Here is an 18341-nt window from a genome sequence, read left to right as displayed (position 1 = left end):
TTAAAAATCAGTAGATTTATCGGGGATGGCACGTTCTATCAGTTCATTTCCCACGTATGTACCTTTGTCGGCATCCGTTGGGTGGTCGCCGAGGAAATCAGGGAAAAAGAACATTTTGAGGATGAAGAACATGACGAATAATTTCAGCAAAATAATAACCCATAGGGTACGTCCTAAGGTCATACTACGGAAACCCTCCAAATAGAAGTTCCAGATCGTAAGCAGTGTATTCTTCATATGTTGACGTTATAATTTGTAATGAGTACAAATATACATTTTTTATAATTAAAACAAACAAGTAGTCAAAAAAGTTGCAAGATTTGTCGTGTTTTTCTTCAAAAACCTACCTATCGACAGAAAAAAATCATTTAACGGCGAAATAACGTCATCCGTCTATCGTTTTTGCGGCATATATAATATGTACGTACCTTCGCTAACAGTAAATCAATAGAAGTATGAATATGATAAATGTAAGAAGATTGACAGTGATGACATTTCTTGGAGCAGGTATGCTGTCCGGCATATCTGCCCAGGTTTCTCCGCTGCAAGTCGATACGCTGAAAGAAACGAAAATCCCGGATCAATGGGACTTGCAGTCATGCATCGACTATGCAAAGGAACAGAACATTACAATTCGTAAGAACCGGATCACTGCGGTCAGCACGCAGATTGATGTGAAGACAGCTAAAGCTGCCATGTTCCCCAGTCTTTCGTTTTCTACCGGCCAACAGGTGGTGAATCGTCCGTATCAGGAGACAAGTAGCCGGGTGAGCGGTAGCGAGATTATCAGTAGCAACAGCAAAACGAGCTACAACGGTAATTATGGACTGAATGCTTCGTGGACTCTATATAATGGTAATAAACGGTTGAAAACCATCCAACAGGAGAAGTTGAATAATCAGATGGCCGAGCTGGATGTGGCGACTTCCGAAAATAATATTCAGGAGTCTATCACCCAAGTATATATCCAGATTCTTTATGCAGCCGAATCTGTGAAAGTAAACGAAAACACCCTGCAAGTTTCCATTGCACAGCGCGACCGAGGACAGGAACTTCTGAATGCCGGAAGTATTGCCAAAAGTGACCTCGCGCAACTGGAAGCACAGGTGAGCACCGACCGATACCAACTTGTCACCGCGCAAGCCACTCTTGAAGATTACAAATTGCAACTGAAACAACTGCTCGAACTGGATGGGGAGAATGAAATGAACATCTACCTCCCTGCCCTGTCCGACGAAAATGTGCTGGCTCCGCTGCCTACCAAAAGAGATGTGTACATCAGCGCATTGAGCTTTCGTCCGGAGATTGAAGCGAGCAAACTGAATGTAGAGGCTTCTGAACTGGGTATCAATATCGCCAAATCAAGCTATTTCCCCACCATCAGCCTTAGCGCAGGAATCGGAACCAACCATACCAGCGGCAGCGACTTTACCTTCGGAGAACAAGTGAAGAACGGATGGAACAACTCTATCGGATTGTCTGTCAGTGTGCCTATCTTCAATAACCGTCAAACGAAAAGTGCCGTACAAAAAGCTAAATTGCAGTACGAAACGAGCATGTTATCCTTGCTTGACGAACAAAAGGCACTGTACAAAACCATTGAAAGCCTTTGGCTGGATGCCAACAGCGCGCAACAGCGTTATGCTGCCGCAAACGAAAAGTTGAAAAGTACACAAATCAGCTATGAGTTGATTAGCGAACAGTTTAATCTGGGAATGAAGAATACCGTAGAACTCCTTACTGAAAAGAATAATTTGCTGCAAGCACAACAGGAACAGCTTCAGGCTAAATATATGGCTATACTGAATACACAGTTGCTGAAATTCTATCAGGGAGATCAATTAGCTTTATAAAGAGTATAAAATCAGCATTATAAATAAGTAAAAGCATAATAAACGAATGAAAACGAAAAAGATTATTCTAATCGCCGTAGTAGTCGTTGTGGTTGTAGGAGCAGGAATATGGCTCTTTGCCGGTTCACCCGCCAAACACAAAGTGACGTACGCCACCGCTACTGTCAGTAAAGGCGATATTTCAAATTCGGTGACTGCTACCGGAACGATCGAACCGGTGACGGAAGTAGAAGTCGGTACGCAGGTGTCCGGTATCATCGACAAAATTTACGTAGACTACAACTCGGAAGTAACCAAAGGACAACTGATTGCTGAGATGGACCGCGTCACATTGCAAAGTGAACTGGCCTCACAGCAGGCAACTTACGATGGTGCGAAAGCTGAATATGAATATCAGAAAAAGAATTATGAACGCAGCAAAGGCTTGCACGAAAAGTCATTGATTAGTGATACGGATTTCGAACAGGCACTCTACAATTATCAGAAAGCGAAAAGCAGCTATGACAGCAGCAAGGCATCGCTCGCGAAAGCGGAACGTAACCTGTCTTACGCTACCATTACTTCACCGATTGACGGAGTAGTCATCAGCCGTGATGTAGAAGCAGGACAAACCGTTGCTTCTGGATTCGAAACTCCGACACTGTTCACCATTGCTGCCGACCTGACACAGATGCAAGTAGTAGCCGACGTAGATGAAGCTGATATAGGTGGTATCATAGAAGGCCAACGTGCCAGCTTCACGGTAGATGCTTATCCGAATGATGTATTCGAAGGGATCGTTACCCAGATTCGTTTGGGCGACGCAAGCAGTACGAGCAGCACAAGCAGCACTTCAACAGTAGTCACTTACGAAGTAGTCATCTCTGCCCCCAACCCCGACTTGAAACTGAAGCCTCGTCTGACAGCTAATGTCACGATCTATATCCTTGACAAAAAAGACGTATTGTCCGTTCCAAACAAAGCCTTACGATTCACACCGGAAAAACCGTTAATCGGCAATAATGACATCGTAAAAGATTGCGAAGGCGAACATAAACTTTGGACGCGCGAAGGAACTACATTCACCGCTCATCCGGTAGAAGTGGGAATCAGCAACGGTATATCCACCGAAATTATCAGTGGTATTCCCGAAGGGACAAAGGTGGTAACCGAAGCTACTATAGGTGTAATGCCCGGTGAAAACATGGGACCTGAAGGAAATATGGAAAATAGCGGAGAAAGAAGTCCGTTCATGCCGGGCCCTCCGGGAAGTAAGAAGAAAAAATAATTATTCAATGTGCCAATAACGAATTGGCGCATTAGCACATTATTGACGATGAAAAAAGTAATTGAAATACAAAATATCAAACGTAACTTTCAGGTAGGCGACGAGACCGTTCACGCATTGCGGGGCGTTTCGTTCAATATCAATGAAGGGGAGTTTGTCACCATCATGGGTACTTCCGGTTCGGGGAAGTCTACGCTGCTTAATATATTAGGCTGCCTGGACACCCCGACAAGCGGAGAGTATCTGCTCGACGATATTCCCGTACGTACGATGAGCAAGCCTCAACGTGCGGTACTAAGAAACCGGAAGATTGGATTCGTGTTCCAAAGCTACAACCTGTTGCCTAAAACAACGGCTGTGGAAAATGTGGAACTACCGCTGATGTATAACTCTGCCGTCAGTGCTTCCGAACGTCGTCGTCGCGCTATCGAGTCTTTACAGGCCGTAGGATTGGGGGATCGTTTGGAACACAAATCCAACCAGATGTCCGGCGGACAGATGCAACGGGTAGCCATTGCACGTGCGTTGGTCAACAACCCGGCAGTGATTCTTGCCGACGAAGCGACCGGAAACCTCGATAGCCGTACCTCTTTTGAGATACTCGTACTGTTTCAGAAACTTCATGCAGAGGGACGTACGATTATCTTTGTGACACATAATCCCGAACTTTCGCAATATAGCAGCCGGAATATCCGTCTGCGTGACGGGCAGGTTATTGAGGATACTGCCAATCCGAAAATTCTGTCTGCCGCCGAAGCACTGGCGGCATTGCCGAAGAATGACGAGGATTAATTAATGTGATAAGGAGTAATGAAGTTATAAGAAGCAATTCATGTGATAAGGAACAATGAAGTTATAAGATGATATGCTTAGAGCATCACGCCAACATTTTACAGTCTCATAACTTTATAACCTTATAATAGCCTTATACCTTCAGAACCCCATTAATAACTCCATAACTTTATAAACATGAATGGAACTAATTTATTTAAGATAGCTCTCCGGGCATTGGCGAACAATAAGCTGCGTGCTTTTCTAACCATGCTCGGTATCATTATCGGTGTTGCTTCCGTCATCACGATGCTGGCTATCGGACAAGGTTCGAAGAAAAGCATCCAGCAGCAGATTTCCGAGATGGGATCGAACATGATTATGATTCATCCGGGAGCCGATATGCGTGGAGGTGTCCGGCAGGACCCGTCTGCGATGCAGACTTTGAAACTTGCCGACTACGAGGCCTTGCGCGATGAGACAAGTTTCCTGTCTGCCATCAGTCCCAATGTTTCGTCATCGGGACAGCTTATTGCCGGTAACAACAACTATCCGGCTTCGGTAAACGGTGTCGGAACAGAATATCTCGATATTCGCCAACTGACTGTTGAGAATGGAGAGATGTTCACAGAAGCCGACATACAGAGTTCAGCCAAAGTGTGCGTGATCGGAAAGACCATAGTAGACAATCTGTTTCCGGACGGAAGTGATCCGGTAGGTAAGATTATCCGTTTCAGCAAGATACCTTTCCGTGTGGTAGGTGTGCTCAAAGCAAAAGGGTACAACTCTATGGGACAAGACCAGGATGCCGTAGTGCTTGCACCATATACCACCGTAATGAAACGTCTGCTTGCCGTTACGTATTTGCAGGGAGTATTTGCCTCTGCCCTCACCGAGGATATGACGGACTATGCAACTGACGAAATCAGTACAATCCTCCGCCGCAACCATAAACTGAAGGCTTCGGATGATGATGACTTCACCATCCGTACCCAACAGGAATTGAGTACAATGCTCAACTCAACCACCGATTTGATGACAACCCTGCTGGCTTGTATCGCAGGTATTTCATTGGTAGTAGGTGGTATCGGGATTATGAATATCATGTATGTATCCGTTACGGAGCGTACCCGTGAAATCGGTCTGCGTATGTCTGTCGGCGCACGCGGGGTCGACATTCTAAGTCAATTCCTCATCGAAGCCATCATGATTAGTATCACGGGAGGTATCATCGGAGTGATTATCGGCTGCGGAGCCAGTTGGATTGTCAAGAGCGTAGCGCATTGGCCTATCTATATCCAGCCGTGGAGCGTATTCCTCTCCTTCGCAGTATGTACAGTTACAGGAGTCTTCTTCGGATGGTATCCGGCTAAGAAAGCAGCAGATTTAGATCCGATAGAAGCCATCAGATACGAATAAAATGGATAATTACCAATAAAAGAATTATCTTTGTCTTTATGAAACAAACCTTTACATCCGCACGTCGTCCCCTGGAAGTACTGATACACATTATCAGCTGGGGGATTATGTTCGGTTTCCCGTTCTTCTTCGTCGAACGTGGAAACGGGAACATCAACTGGATGGCTTATACACGCCACCTTGCCGTACCACTCTCTTTCATGATTGTGTTCTACGTGAATTATTTCATTCTTGTGCCGCGCTATCTTTTCCAGAGTCAGGCCAAAAGATATGTGGTCTACAATATTATCTTTTTATGTGCCATCGGTGTGTTGCTTCATCTCTGGCAAAGTCTGACGTTCGATCCGTCATTCGCTCCCAAATCAAAAAGACCGGGGATGCCTCCGGGATGGTTGTTTTTCCTTAGGGATATGTTGAGTCTCGTATTCACTATCGGACTAAGTGCCGCTATCCGCATGAGTGCCCGATGGACACAGAATGAAGCTGCCCGAAAAGAGGCGGAACGGAACCGTGCGGAAGCGGAACTGAAGAACCTGCGAAACCAACTGAACCCTCACTTTCTGCTGAATACGCTGAATAATATCTATGCACTGATTGCATTTGATTCGGACAAGGCGCAACAGGCAGTTCAGGAGTTGAGCAAACTGCTTCGTTATGTGTTATATGATAACCAGCAGACATACGTTCCTCTCTGTAAGGAGGTCGATTTTATCCGCAATTACATCGAACTGATGCGCATCCGTCTGTCCGCCAACGTGCAGATGATTACTAAATTCGATATTCAGCCCGACAGTCAGACGCTCATTGCCCCGCTTATCTTTATCTCTTTGATAGAGAACGCTTTCAAACATGGCATCTCCCCTACTGAATCGAGTTTCATCAGTATTCATATTTTGGAGAATGATAAGGAAGTGATTTGTGAAATCCGCAATAGTAATCATCCTAAGACAGTGGAGGATAAGAGTGGCTCGGGCGTGGGATTGGAACAAGTCAGCCGTCGGTTGGAGATACTTTATCCCGGAGCTTATACGTGGTTGAAAGGCGTCTCAAAAGACGAAAAGGTATACGAATCGAGATTGAGTATCAAGATTAGAGAGTAGAAAGAAAAACGTTCAGTATAAAACGTTAAGTACAAATGTTTAGTATAAAACGTCAAGTACAAAATTTTGGATATAAAACTTTAGATATAAAACAGTATGATGTTACGTTGCGCAATCGTTGACGATGAGCCTTTAGCTCTTAGCCTGTTAGAGAGTTATGTGAATAAGACTCCGTTCCTGCAACTTGCAGGAAAGTATTCCAGTGCGGTTCAGGCGATGAAAGAATTGCCGGGCGAAGAGGTCGACCTCCTGTTTCTGGACATTCAGATGCCGGAGCTTAACGGTCTGGAGTTCTCGAAGATGGTAGATCCGCATACCCGTATTGTATTTACCACCGCTTTCGGACAGTATGCCATCGACGGTTATCGTGTCAATGCACTCGATTATCTGCTGAAACCAATCTCATACGTTGATTTCCTGCAAGCTGCCAACAAAGCTCTCCAATGGTTCGAACTCGTACAGAAACCGGAAGAGATAGACAGTATCTTTGTGAAAAGTGACTACAAACTGGTACAAGTGGACTTGAAGAAAATCATGTATATAGAAGGACTGAAAGATTACATTAAAATATATACGGAAGACGCTCCCAAACCTATCCTGTCACTGATGAGTATGAAAGCCATGGAAGAGCTCTTGCCATCCAGTCGTTTCATACGTGTGCACCGCTCCTTTATCGTACAGAAAGATAAAATACGTGTGATTGACCGCGGACGTATCGTGTTTGACAAGACATATATTCCTATCAGCGATAGTTACAAGCAAGTTTTTCAGACTTTTCTTGACGAAAGGAGCTGATTATTCATTATTTTATCGGTAAAAAAGTGATTTTTGTCGATTATAGTTTGCCAAAATCCGTTTTATATCTACCTTTGCAAAGAACAGAAAGGGATTGTGAAATTCCAAGAATAGAATAGTTTAGTTAAGTCTAGTTTAGTTTTTGTGTTGATAGCTCCCTCGTCGGCGGACGAACTAGGGAGCTATTTTTATATATTACAGGAATATTATTGCACAAAATATACATATTTTCCATAACTTTGCAGCGATAAAGTCTCACACAAATGGAATATAGCGTAGAAGAACTAAAAAATGCATTAATTGAGAGATGCGAAAAAGAGGGTATTCTATATGCAACGGTGGCAATGGATAGACGTACCAAAGAGATGATTCTTCCTGATACTTTAGAAGGAGCCCTGAAACATCCGGAATACTTTGTATGTACCTGCAGGAGAGTGAAAGATCAATATATAGTGGAGGAGATTACCAAAGTGTAATCCTCCTCCAATCTTTTATTCTTATTTTTCTTTTTTTATTCGCCCAATTCTCCCAGCAAATCGTAGGAAGGAGCAAAGAAAAGTGTTCCTGTTACAGCTGTGCTGAAGTCAAGCAAACGATCGGTATTCCCTACCGGATTGCCGATGAACATACTTTCCAACATCTGCCGGGTCGTACTGAACGTACTTGCATAACCGATGAAGTATGTACCATATTCTCCCTTGGACGTATTGGCAAACGGCATGTTGGCACGCACAATTTTCAGATCATCACCAATATTAGTGACGGCATTATGCGCATTTTGAGGTTTCTCCTCGTCAGAAAGCTCGACATCGTTAAACTTACGACGCCCGATCACTTTCTCCTGTTCTTCCACAGGCAGAGCGTTCCATGCAACCATATCGTGAATGTACTTCTGTACAAAAACATAACTTCCTCCTGCAAAATCAGCATCCTCCTCTCCTACCACCGCAAAATGATAAGGATTCTCATCAACTGCCGGATTCTCTGTTCCGTCTACAAAGCCGATAATAGCCTTGCCGTCCATATATCTGAAACCGTGAGTTTCATCGACAGGTTCAACTACGCCCTGGAGCTTCTCGTCAATGATGGAAGCAAACTCAAAACACAACCCCATCTGTTTTGCACGGATATGAAACAAGATGTCGCCCGGAGTAGAGACTGCCGTGTGCTTTCCGCCTTTGATCTCTTCAAAAGTGTTCAGTTCTTTCGGCTTTCCCTTTTCCGGGAAAAGACGGCTCCAGGCATCGGCGCCAAAGCCCATCGTACAACTGAACATCAGTTCGGGGAAACGATTACGCATGCTGCGAATCATGCCCGAGAAATTAGCGCATACATCTTTTACTTTATCAAGAGTTTCGGGAGTATCTTTTAGAGTATAAACAATAAAAATGACATTTTCACCTTGTTTCCCGGCTACGTCCTGCGGGATATTACCTCCAAATGAATTTTGATAAGGATTCATATTTTTCTTTTTTTCTGTTAGTTTCGTCAACGAAACAGTTCTAATTCATTTTTTTATTACTATCGTCAATATATGCGGCAGCCGCTTTATCCACAAATAGCTCTACATTCTGCGCGTGATGAGCTATATAGGCTGCGGGACCAGTGTCTCCCGAATTACAGATTTCTTCTACTACGTCGACTTTATTTTTTCCGGTAATCAGGAAAATGACATAGCGGGCATTCTGAATGGGGTATCCCGTCATTGCGATGCGCTTCTGCCCGTTACGGGGATGGGCGCTGACTACATAAATAGAGTTTGAAGTCAGCAAATCTTCTTGTCCGGGAAAGATGGAAGACGTGTGTCCGTCGTCTCCGGCCCCCAACAGTACAATATCAAATTCGGGCCAGCCACGCTTCAACGGTACTTGCTGCCGGACTAACTCCGAATAACGGACCGCTTCTTTCGCAGGCTTCGCCTCTCCACGAATACGGAATACATTTTCATACAAAATAGGAGTCAAACCCAAAAGAAGGTTGCGCATCATTCCGTAATTACTGTCCGAATCATCGGGAGGCACACAACGTTCATCCACCCAATAAATCCGCATACGATCCCACGGGGTAATTTCCATGTATTCATTCGCCCATAAATCGAACATCAGAGCAGGTGTGTTGCCACCGCTGACTGCGATATTGAACACTCTGTCCGGCTCTTCATTCATGATTTCCACCAAGCGGAGTATCAATGCTCGTGAAGTTTCAATAGATGAGGGAAAAACTGATAGTTTCATAATTCACAATATTGATCTGTATTCGTCAAATTCTTACAAGGATTCGTCCAGTCGGCCCCATGTTCGTGCATCATCGCTTCGCTTTCCAGAGGTCCCCACGTACCTGCGGGATAACCGTAGAGAGGTGCGTCGGGGTTGTCTTTCCAATAACGGAGTACCGGATCGAAAAATTTCCATGAGGCTTCTACTGCGTCACTTCGAGTAAATAAAGTCGGATCACCCTGGATGCAGTCGTCTATCAGACGGGCATAAGCGTCGCCACTGGGTACGCCGCCCAACTGCGCATAACTGAAATCCATCGTCACCTGGCGCACTTCAAAACCTGCGCCGGGGACTTTCATTCCGATTTTGAGCACTATTCCTTCATTCGGTTGCAAACGAAGAATCAATTTATTAGCCCGCGGACAGTTGCCACCAGCACAATGAAACATCTGATGAGGTGTCTCACGGAAATGAACGACGATTTCCGTTACTTTCGTCGGCATTTGTTTACCTGTACGAATGTAGAACGGAACGCCACTCCAGCGCCAGTTGCTAATGCCCAGTTTCATGGCAATATAAGTATCCGTACGCGAATCGGGAGCCACTCCTTTTTCTTCACGGTAGCCTTTTTTATTGCCGGAGGCTGTATATTGTCCACGAACGATATGTTCGTTCAAATCCACTTCATTCAACGGGGTGAGAGATTCGTAGACCTTCACCACTTCGTTACGGAAATTGTCGGCATTGAAAACAGCGGGCGGTTCCATAGCTGTAAGGGCTACGAGCTGTATCAGGTGATTCTGCACCATATCGCGCAGCGCACCTGCCGTTTCATAGAATCCGCCGCGTTGTTCGATACCCAGATTTTCTACGGCTGTGATTTCTACGTAGTCGATATAGTTACGGTTCCAGAGAGGTTCGAAGATGCCGTTGGCAAAACGGAAAGCCAGTACATTCTGGGCTGTTTCCTTACCGAGAAAATGGTCGATACGGTAAATCTGATGCTCATTGAATACAGAGGCATACGTTTTATTCAGTTCACGTGCCGATTCGAGATCATAACCGAAAGGTTTCTCGACGATGATACGTGAATGGGGGGTGTTGAGTCCGGCAGCTTTCAGGTACAAGGGCACTACTCCGTACAATGACGGCGGAGTGGCTAGGTAGAACAGCAGGTTGTCCGGGTCTACCTCACCGGTCAAGTCGACCAGACGTTGGCGAAGTTGCGGGTAACCTTCTTCTTTTGCCGGGTCCATCGGTAGATAGTAGAGATGGGAGACAAACGAAGCCATCAGAGCTGTGTCCTGTTCTTCGGACTTTACGAACTGTTGCAGTTCTTCTAATATATAGGAACGGTAGTTATCGTCAGAGTAGACCGTACGCCCGATACCCAATATAGAATACTCTCCGGTCAACCGCTTTTCACGGTAGAGGGAGTAAAGAGCGGGCATCAGCTTACGCTTGGTCAGATCACCCGACGCACCGAAAATTATCATTGCAAATTTATCCATTTTTCAAGAGTTGTTTTAATTTCTGTTTTGAGATGGTAAATGATAATTTTGCGGAGTGCCCTGAAAGGGCTTAATTATATAGCGTAGGGCAAAGCCCTACGTAAAAACGACAATCTGAATTTGCGCCCTGAAAGGGCATAATTGTATACAGTTCCGCCCTTTCAGGGCTTGTGGCTGGTGTGTTTTTTTCGTAGGGGGTTGCCCTACGCTTTTTAATTAAGCCCTTTCAGGGCACCCCAATAAATATATAATTGTAAGGCTTTCAGCTTAACCGCTAAAATCTCATTCAACCGCTAAATTCTCATTTAACCGCTAAATTCCCATTTATCATTTCAAAACTGTTTTCTATTTAAACATTATATGTACCCGATTTCGTATCTCCTCCGTGACCTGTCCAGTTCTCGTGGAAGAACTGTCCACGCAACTCGTCTTTGCGCTCGAAAGTGTGCGCACCGAAATAATCGCGTTGTGCCTGCACAAGATTGGCGGGCAGATCGGCAGATGTGAGCGAATAGAAATAGTTCAGCGCAGAAGAGAAAGCAGGAACAGGAAGTTCTTCTTTCATGGCTTCCGCCACCAGGTTTTTCCATCCGGGAAGCAGCGTTTTCATTTCTTCTTTAAAATAAGGAGCCAACAACAAGTGTTTAGGCTTGTCGGTGGCTTCGAAGGCGGCAGCAATGTCGTTCAGGAATATACTGCGGATGATGCATCCCCCACGCCACATGCGGGCAATGGAAGCCAGGTCGAGATGCCAGTCGAAAGCGTCGGAAGCACGTTGCAACACGGCGAATCCCTGGGCATAAGAGACGAGTTTGGAAGCATAAAGAGCAGAAAATATATTCTTTACGAGTTCCACCTTATTATATATAGGTTGTGTATGTTGACACTGATATTGTCTGGAAGCCTGATGACGCAAGTCTTTTTGTGCAGAAAGGCTTCGTTCGAATACCGCCGTGGCGATCAATCCCAACGGCATGCCGAGTTCCATAGCGTTGATGACCGACCATTTGCCGGTTCCTTTCTGTCCGGCCGCATCCAAGATTTTATCAATCAGATACCCTCCGGATTTGTCTTTATGCCGCAGGATGTTGGCGGTGATTTCGATCAGGTAGCTGCGCAGTTTGCCTTCGTTCCAACGGGCAAAGACATCAGCCATTTCCTCATTGGTCAGATCCAGCAACTTTTTCATCACCCAATAGGCTTCAGCAATCAACTGCATATCACCATATTCGATACCGTTGTGAATCATCTTCACAAAATGACCCGATCCGGCAGGGCCTACCCATTGGCAACAGGGAGTGCCGTCCGATGCTTTTGCCGCAATGCTTTGAAGGATCGGTTTCACTTCCGGCCATGCTTTCTCCGAACCGCCAGGCATGATAGAAGCTCCATTCAAGGCTCCTTCTTCACCGCCGGACACTCCGCTACCAACAAAGAGAAATCCTTTCGACTCCGCCAGTTTGACGCGGCGGTTGGTATCTTCGTAATTGGAGTTACCGCCATCAATAAGAATGTCTCCCGGTGAAAGCAACGGGAACAGCTGATCCATCAGTTCGTCAACCGGACTTCCGGCACGAACCATCATCATTATCTTACGGGGAATAGCTATCGAATCTACAAATGCTTTTATATCTGTGAATCCTTCGATGTTTTTACCTTTTGCACGACCATTCATAAAGCGATCTACCACTCCTTCCTCTACTCCGGGAACTGTACGGTTATATACCGATACATGCCACCCCTTACTCTCCATGTTTAAAGCAAGATTCTCGCCCATCACAGCCAAGCCGATAAGTCCGATATCTGTTTTATTCTGATTTGCCATAACTTATATATTTTGAATATTCTTTATCTTAGTAACAGTTGAAATGCACATTTGTTCGCAATATTTTAGATTAAAATATTATTTTTGTGGTCTACAAATAAAATCAAGGATGAAGAAGATCAAAATCGGTTTGTTGGCACGCATCGTAATTGCCATCATTTTGGGTATTGCCATCGGCACTTTTTTCCCGGCTCCGCTAGTGCGAATATTCGTTACTTTCAACGGCATTTTCAGCGAGTTTCTCAATTTCTCTATCCCGCTGATTATCGTCGGACTGGTAACGGTGGCTATTGCCGACATCGGAAAAGGTGCAGGAAAAATGCTGCTCGTGACGGCTCTGATTGCTTATTTCGCCACCCTGTTTTCGGGATTCCTCTCCTACTTCACAGGAGTCACCGTATTTCCGTCACTCATCGAACCAGGAGCGCCGCTTGAAGAAGTGAGTGAAGCACAAGGAATCCTCCCCTACTTCTCCGTCTCCATCCCACCGCTGATGAACGTCATGACGGCCTTGGTATTAGCCTTCACCTTGGGCTTGGGACTGGCGTCACTGAACAGCGACGCATTGAAAAACGTGGCACGTGATTTTCAGGAAATTATCGTACGAATGATTAGCGCAGTCATTCTGCCTTTGCTGCCGCTTTATATCTTTGGCATATTCCTCAACATGACACATTCGGGACAAGTATATTCCATCCTGATGGTGTTTATTAAAATTATCGGAGTCATCTTTGCTCTTCACATCTTCCTGTTAGTTTTTCAGTATTCCATTGCGGCACTGTTTGTACACAAAAACCCGTTTAAATTACTTAATAAAATGCTGCCGGCTTACTTCACGGCATTGGGCACACAATCTTCGGCAGCCACCATCCCTGTAACGCTGGAACAGACCAAAAAGAACGGGGTATCTGCCGAAGTGGCCGGTTTCGTGATTCCGCTCTGCGCCACCATTCATCTGTCGGGCAGCACACTGAAAATCGTAGCCTGCGCACTGGCATTGATGATGATGCAAGGAATACCGTTCGACTTCCCCTTGTTTGCCGGATTTATCTTCATGCTGGGCATCACAATGATAGCCGCTCCGGGAGTTCCGGGCGGAGCTATCATGGCCTCTCTGGGAATTCTTCAATCCATGCTCGGCTTCGACGAATCGGCACAGGCTTTGATGATCGCACTTTACATCGCAATGGACAGTTTCGGCACAGCCTGCAACGTGACGGGTGACGGAGCTATCGCTTTGATTATCGACAAAATAATGGGGAAAAACCGTGCTGAATGACTGTGCTGAAAAATAATTGGGTAGTAGCTTGGCTGGCTCACAAAAAATGCCGACATTTGCACCCACATTTTCAATTATATTAAATAATAGCGTATGAAAAAAGCCCTAATTTCAGGCATCACCGGGCAGGATGGTTCTTATCTTGCCGAATTTCTATTGCAAAAAGGTTACGAAGTACACGGTATACTCCGTCGTTCTTCTTCGTTCAATACAGGACGTATTGAACATTTGTATTTTGACGAGTGGGTGCGCGACATGAAACAGAAACGTACGATCAATCTGCATTATGGGGATATGACAGATTCTAGTTCGTTAATTCGTATTATTCAACAGGTGCAACCGGATGAAATCTACAATCTCGCTGCTCAAAGCCACGTGAAGGTTTCATTCGACGTCCCGGAATACACGGCCGAAGCGGATGCTATCGGTACGTTGCGTATGCTCGAAGCGGTACGCATCCTGGGACTGGAAAAGAAAACCCGCATCTATCAGGCTTCTACTTCCGAATTGTTCGGTAAGGTGCAGGAAGTTCCACAAAAAGAGACAACTCCATTCTATCCCCGTTCTCCGTATGGGGTAGCCAAACAATATGGTTTCTGGATTACTAAAAACTACCGCGAAAGCTATGGTATGTTTGCCGTAAACGGAATCTTGTTCAATCACGAGAGTGAACGCCGTGGCGAGACATTCGTTACCCGTAAAATTTCGCTTGCTGCCGCACGTATCGCACAGGGCGAACAGGACAAACTGTATCTGGGTAATCTGGATGCACGTCGCGACTGGGGATATGCCAAGGATTACATCGAATGTATGTGGCTGATCCTGCAACATGACGTTCCCGAAGATTTCGTAATTGCTACCGGAGAAATGCACACAGTACGCGAATTCGCAACGCTGGCATTCAAGGAAGCAGGCATCGAACTTCGTTGGGAAGGTGAAGGCGTGAATGAAAAAGGTATCGACGTAGCTACCGGAAAGTCTTTGGTAGAGGTTGATCCTAAATATTTCCGTCCGTCAGAGGTGGAACAACTGCTGGGTGACCCGACTAAAGCAAAAACATTGTTAGGATGGGATCCATGCAAAACATCATTCGAAGAACTGGTAAGTATCATGGTTCGCCACGATATGGAAAAAGTGAAGCGGATGATTGCTACCAAACATTAAATGAATTTCATTTCACCACAGAGGACGCAGAGGACACAGAGGATTTTATTTTTTCCTCTGTGCCCTCCGTGTCCTCTGTGGTGAAAATAATAAAAGATAGAATGGAAAAGAATGCAAAGATATATATAGCAGGACACCGCGGACTTGTGGGATCTGCTATCTGGAAGAATTTGCAGGATAAAGGATACACCAATCTGATAGGCCGCACGCACAAAGAGCTTGACCTGCTGGATGGAATGGCTGTCCGTAAATTCTTCGATGAAGAACAGCCGGAATATGTATTCCTTGCCGCTGCCTTTGTGGGTGGTATCATGGCGAACAGTATCTACCGTGCCGATTTTATATACAAGAATCTGCAGATTCAACAGAACATTATCGGAGAGAGTTTCCGTCACAATGTGAAAAAGCTGCTCTTCCTCGGCAGTACGTGTATTTATCCACGCGATGCCGAACAGCCGATGAAGGAAGATGTATTGCTTACTTCACCGTTGGAATATACCAACGAGCCGTATGCAATCGCTAAAATTGCCGGACTGAAAATGTGCGAGAGCTTCAACCTGCAATATGGAACGAACTACATCGCCGTGATGCCGACAAACCTTTACGGACCGAATGATAATTTCGATTTGGAACGCAGCCATGTATTGCCTGCCATGATTCGCAAGATTCATTTGGCACACTGTCTGAAAGAAGGAAACTGGGAAGCTGTACGCAAGGATATGAACCAGCGTCCGGTGGAAGGTGTCAATGGCGACAGCTCGAAAGAGGACATTCTGGCTATTCTGAAAAAATACGGAATCAGCGAAACAGAGGTCACTCTCTGGGGTACGGGTACTCCTCTCCGCGAATTCCTCTGGAGCGAAGAAATGGCGGATGCCAGTGTCTTCGTTATGGAGCATGTGGACTTTAAAGATACCTATAAAGAAGGTAGCAAAGATATCCGCAACTGCCATATCAACATCGGAACCGGTAAGGAAATCACCATCCGCCAACTGGCCGAACGGATCGTTGAAACAGTAGGTTATCAAGGTAAACTGACCTTCGACAGCAGCAAACCGGACGGCACAATGCGCAAGCTAACCGATCCTTCAAAACTGCATGCACTGGGCTGGCACCACAAAATTGAAATCGAGGAAGGCGTACAAAGAATGTACGAATGGTACTTGAAATAAGAAATGAAGTTACTGTAAATATGCTATTAGCTGAATGTTTTTTTGCTAATAGCATATTTTTTTTAGCTATAATGATAATTAAATTAGCTATAATGATAATCAGTTTTGCTATAATGATAATCCAATTAGCTATAAGCATAATCTGTTAAGCTATGAGCATAATCTTTTTTTATACTACAAGCCAATCTCCCCCACTACTCTCTCCCCCATTTCCAAAAATTCTTCACTCTTAATTCTTCATTCTTAATATAATTGCTATATTTGCACAATTTAATACCAAATGTGCAAAAAACAATGGAACAAAGTTTTATAGCCTATATTGAGAATAGTATCAAGAATAATTGGGACCTGGATGCCCTGACCGATTATAAAGGTGCAACTTTACAGTATAAAGACGTAGCTCGTAAAATCGAGAAACTCCATATCATCTTTGAAGAAAGCGGAATCCGCAAAGGAGACAAGATTGCCGTTTGTGGAAGAAACAGCTCTCACTGGGGAGTTACTTTCCTTGCCACACTGACCTATGGAGCCGTTATTGTACCTATTCTCCATGAATTTAAAGCAGATAACGTGCATAATATCGTCAACCACTCCGAAGCTAAATTACTGCTTGTAGGAGATATGGTATGGGAAAACCTGAACGAGTCGGCAATGCCGCTATTGGAAGGTATCCTGATGATGAATGACTTCACCCTATTAGTGTCACGCAGCGAACGGCTCACGTATGCACGCGAACATCTGAACGAAATGTTCGGCAAAAAATATCCGAAGAATTTCCGTAAAGAGCATGTCGCTTATCACAAAGACGAACCGGAAGAACTGGCAGTTATCAATTATACTTCGGGAACAACGAGTTATTCCAAAGGAGTCATGCTCCCCTACCGCAGTCTGTGGTCGAATACCAAATTTGCTTTTGAAGTGTTGGAACTGGAAGCCGGAGATAAAATCGTTTCCATGCTTCCTATGGCACACATGTACGGATTGGCTTTTGAATTCCTTTATGAGTTCTCCGTAGGTTGCCACATCTACTTCCTCACCCGTATGCCAAGCCCTAAGATTATCTTCCAGGCTTTTGAAGAAGTGAAACCCAGTCTGATTGTTGCCGTACCACTCATCATCGAAAAGATAATCAAAAAAAGCGTACTTCCGAAGTTGGAAACTCCGGCGATGAAGATATTGCTGAAAGTGCCTATTATCAATGACAAGATAAAGGCAACAGTGCGCGAAGAGATGATTAAGGCATTCGGCGGAAACTTCAAGGCAGTCATCGTAGGAGGTGCAGCGTTCAATCAAGAAGTGGAACAGTTCTTGAAAATGATTGATTTCCCTTATACGGTTGGATATGGAATGACGGAATGTGGCCCGATTATCTGCTACGAAGATTGGAGAAAGTTCAAACCGGGTTCTTGCGGAAAGGCTGTGCCACGGATGGATGTACGGGTATTGTCATCTGATCCCGAAAATATCGTTGGTGAAATCGTATGTAAGGGCCCGAATGTGATGCTGGGCTATTACAAAAACGAAGAAGCCACTCAAGAAGTCATCGACAAGGACGGTTGGTTGCATACCGGCGACTTGGCTTTGATGGATGAAGAAGGTAATGTTACAATCAAAGGACGCAGCAAGAACCTGTTATTGAGCTCCAGCGGACAGAATATCTATCCGGAAGAAATTGAAGATAAATTGAACAACCTGCCATACGTGGCTGAAAGCATTATCGTTCAGCAAAACGAGAAACTTGTCGGACTTGTTTATCCCGACTTCGACGATGCGTTCGCTCACGGCCTGAAGACTGAAGACATCGAACAAGTAATGGAAGAAAACCGCGTGACACTGAACACTATGTTACCGGCATACAGCCAAATATCCAAGATGAAAATCTATCCGGAAGAATTTGAAAAGACACCGAAGAAGAGCATCAAGCGTTATTTGTATCAGGAAGCAAAAGGCTGATAGATTGTCAGCTGCA

The 18341-nt window shown here is 44.9% G+C and carries 16 protein-coding genes; 11 read left to right on the top strand and 5 right to left on the bottom strand.

Annotated features, from left to right (window positions below; translation table 11 throughout):
- Positions 1-237 (bottom strand): DUF4492 domain-containing protein, encoded by a 237-nt coding sequence (locus tag DW173_RS13190; protein WP_004313359.1) that lies wholly within the window; start codon positions 235-237, stop codon positions 1-3.
- A gap of 218 nt (positions 238-455) precedes the next feature.
- Here DW173_RS13190 and DW173_RS13185 point away from each other — a divergent pair, with 218 nt between their 5' ends.
- The 7 genes from DW173_RS13185 (at position 456) to DW173_RS13155 (ending at position 7681) form a co-directional block, all read left to right on the top strand.
- Positions 456-1853 carry a TolC family protein gene (locus DW173_RS13185; protein WP_199722841.1) on the top strand — a complete coding sequence of 466 codons (1398 nt, stop codon included), beginning with the start codon at positions 456-458 and terminating at the stop codon, positions 1851-1853.
- A gap of 46 nt (positions 1854-1899) precedes the next feature.
- Positions 1900-3120 carry an efflux RND transporter periplasmic adaptor subunit gene (locus tag DW173_RS13180; RefSeq protein WP_120144550.1) on the top strand — a complete coding sequence of 407 codons (1221 nt, stop codon included), beginning with the start codon at positions 1900-1902 and terminating at the stop codon, positions 3118-3120.
- 48 nt (positions 3121-3168) lie between these two features.
- Positions 3169-3912, top strand: coding sequence for an ABC transporter ATP-binding protein (locus DW173_RS13175; protein ID WP_004313363.1), 744 nt, complete (start codon positions 3169-3171; stop codon positions 3910-3912).
- 177 nt (positions 3913-4089) lie between these two features.
- A complete protein-coding gene (locus tag DW173_RS13170) occupies positions 4090-5310 on the top strand; it encodes an ABC transporter permease (RefSeq protein WP_015531250.1) in 1221 nt (406 codons plus the stop codon).
- Positions 5311-5348: 38 nt separating this feature from the next.
- Positions 5349-6410: a sensor histidine kinase gene (locus DW173_RS13165; protein ID WP_008643898.1), complete on the top strand. Its 1062-nt coding sequence runs from the start codon at positions 5349-5351 to the stop codon at positions 6408-6410.
- A 96-nt stretch (positions 6411-6506) separates the two neighbouring features.
- Positions 6507-7205 (top strand): LytR/AlgR family response regulator transcription factor, encoded by a 699-nt coding sequence (locus DW173_RS13160; RefSeq protein WP_004313366.1) that lies wholly within the window; start codon positions 6507-6509, stop codon positions 7203-7205.
- Positions 7206-7468: 263 nt separating this feature from the next.
- Complete coding sequence (locus DW173_RS13155) at positions 7469-7681, top strand: hypothetical protein (protein ID WP_004314093.1); 213 nt, start codon at positions 7469-7471, stop codon at positions 7679-7681.
- Between the two features lie 35 nt (positions 7682-7716).
- Here DW173_RS13155 and DW173_RS13150 read toward each other — a convergent pair whose 3' ends face one another.
- The 4 genes from DW173_RS13150 to gnd form a co-directional block, all read right to left on the bottom strand.
- The gene (locus DW173_RS13150) at positions 7717-8667 is read right to left on the bottom strand and encodes a Dyp-type peroxidase (RefSeq protein ID WP_008022078.1); all 951 of its coding nucleotides are present in this window, start codon (positions 8665-8667) and stop codon (positions 7717-7719) included.
- 40 nt (positions 8668-8707) lie between these two features.
- Positions 8708-9439 (bottom strand): 6-phosphogluconolactonase, encoded by a 732-nt coding sequence (pgl, locus tag DW173_RS13145; RefSeq protein ID WP_004314091.1) that lies wholly within the window; start codon positions 9437-9439, stop codon positions 8708-8710.
- Positions 9436-10932, bottom strand: coding sequence for a glucose-6-phosphate dehydrogenase (gene zwf / locus DW173_RS13140; protein ID WP_004314090.1), 1497 nt, complete (start codon positions 10930-10932; stop codon positions 9436-9438). The genes pgl and zwf overlap by 4 nt, the downstream gene beginning before the upstream one ends.
- Before the next feature lie 349 nt (positions 10933-11281).
- Positions 11282-12757 carry a decarboxylating NADP(+)-dependent phosphogluconate dehydrogenase gene (gene gnd / locus DW173_RS13135; protein ID WP_120144549.1) on the bottom strand — a complete coding sequence of 492 codons (1476 nt, stop codon included), beginning with the start codon at positions 12755-12757 and terminating at the stop codon, positions 11282-11284.
- 109 nt (positions 12758-12866) lie between these two features.
- Between gnd and DW173_RS13130 the strand changes: the two genes are divergently transcribed.
- The 4 genes from DW173_RS13130 (at position 12867) to DW173_RS13115 (ending at position 18325) form a co-directional block, all read left to right on the top strand.
- Positions 12867-14036: a dicarboxylate/amino acid:cation symporter gene (locus tag DW173_RS13130; protein ID WP_004316342.1), complete on the top strand. Its 1170-nt coding sequence runs from the start codon at positions 12867-12869 to the stop codon at positions 14034-14036.
- Positions 14037-14129: 93 nt separating this feature from the next.
- Positions 14130-15200 carry a GDP-mannose 4,6-dehydratase gene (gene gmd, locus DW173_RS13125; protein WP_004316341.1) on the top strand — a complete coding sequence of 357 codons (1071 nt, stop codon included), beginning with the start codon at positions 14130-14132 and terminating at the stop codon, positions 15198-15200.
- A gap of 101 nt (positions 15201-15301) precedes the next feature.
- Positions 15302-16372, top strand: a complete 1071-nt coding sequence (locus tag DW173_RS13120) for a GDP-L-fucose synthase family protein (protein WP_004316340.1) — start codon at positions 15302-15304, stop codon at positions 16370-16372.
- Between the two features lie 294 nt (positions 16373-16666).
- The gene (locus DW173_RS13115; protein ID WP_008022073.1) at positions 16667-18325 is read left to right on the top strand and encodes an AMP-binding protein; all 1659 of its coding nucleotides are present in this window, start codon (positions 16667-16669) and stop codon (positions 18323-18325) included.
- The last annotated feature ends 16 nt before the right edge of the window (positions 18326-18341 follow it).

The sequence above is a fragment of the Bacteroides sp. AM16-13 genome, from assembly GCF_003602705.1.
GTDB classification, from domain to species: Bacteria; Bacteroidota; Bacteroidia; order Bacteroidales; family Bacteroidaceae; genus Bacteroides; species Bacteroides xylanisolvens.
Note: the sequence above shows the minus strand (reverse complement) of the source record. Positions and strands in the feature narration are given on the sequence as shown.

What these genes read in the sequence shown, in the direction of transcription:
- DW173_RS13190 (WP_004313359.1), bottom strand. Translation starts at nt 237, where the DNA reads ATGAAGAATACACTGCTTACGATCTGGAACTTCTATTTGGAGGGTTTC.
- DW173_RS13185 (WP_199722841.1), top strand. Translation starts at nt 456, where the DNA reads ATGAATATGATAAATGTAAGAAGATTGACAGTGATGACATTTCTTGGA.
- DW173_RS13180 (WP_120144550.1), top strand. Translation starts at nt 1,900, where the DNA reads ATGAAAACGAAAAAGATTATTCTAATCGCCGTAGTAGTCGTTGTGGTT.
- DW173_RS13175 (WP_004313363.1), top strand. Translation starts at nt 3,169, where the DNA reads ATGAAAAAAGTAATTGAAATACAAAATATCAAACGTAACTTTCAGGTA.
- DW173_RS13170 (WP_015531250.1), top strand. Translation starts at nt 4,090, where the DNA reads ATGAATGGAACTAATTTATTTAAGATAGCTCTCCGGGCATTGGCGAAC.
- DW173_RS13165 (WP_008643898.1), top strand. Translation starts at nt 5,349, where the DNA reads ATGAAACAAACCTTTACATCCGCACGTCGTCCCCTGGAAGTACTGATA.
- DW173_RS13160 (WP_004313366.1), top strand. Translation starts at nt 6,507, where the DNA reads ATGATGTTACGTTGCGCAATCGTTGACGATGAGCCTTTAGCTCTTAGC.
- DW173_RS13155 (WP_004314093.1), top strand. Translation starts at nt 7,469, where the DNA reads ATGGAATATAGCGTAGAAGAACTAAAAAATGCATTAATTGAGAGATGC.
- DW173_RS13150 (WP_008022078.1), bottom strand. Translation starts at nt 8,667, where the DNA reads ATGAATCCTTATCAAAATTCATTTGGAGGTAATATCCCGCAGGACGTA.
- pgl (WP_004314091.1), bottom strand. Translation starts at nt 9,439, where the DNA reads ATGAAACTATCAGTTTTTCCCTCATCTATTGAAACTTCACGAGCATTG.
- zwf (WP_004314090.1), bottom strand. Translation starts at nt 10,932, where the DNA reads ATGGATAAATTTGCAATGATAATTTTCGGTGCGTCGGGTGATCTGACC.
- gnd (WP_120144549.1), bottom strand. Translation starts at nt 12,757, where the DNA reads ATGGCAAATCAGAATAAAACAGATATCGGACTTATCGGCTTGGCTGTG.
- DW173_RS13130 (WP_004316342.1), top strand. Translation starts at nt 12,867, where the DNA reads ATGAAGAAGATCAAAATCGGTTTGTTGGCACGCATCGTAATTGCCATC.
- gmd (WP_004316341.1), top strand. Translation starts at nt 14,130, where the DNA reads ATGAAAAAAGCCCTAATTTCAGGCATCACCGGGCAGGATGGTTCTTAT.
- DW173_RS13120 (WP_004316340.1), top strand. Translation starts at nt 15,302, where the DNA reads ATGGAAAAGAATGCAAAGATATATATAGCAGGACACCGCGGACTTGTG.
- DW173_RS13115 (WP_008022073.1), top strand. Translation starts at nt 16,667, where the DNA reads ATGGAACAAAGTTTTATAGCCTATATTGAGAATAGTATCAAGAATAAT.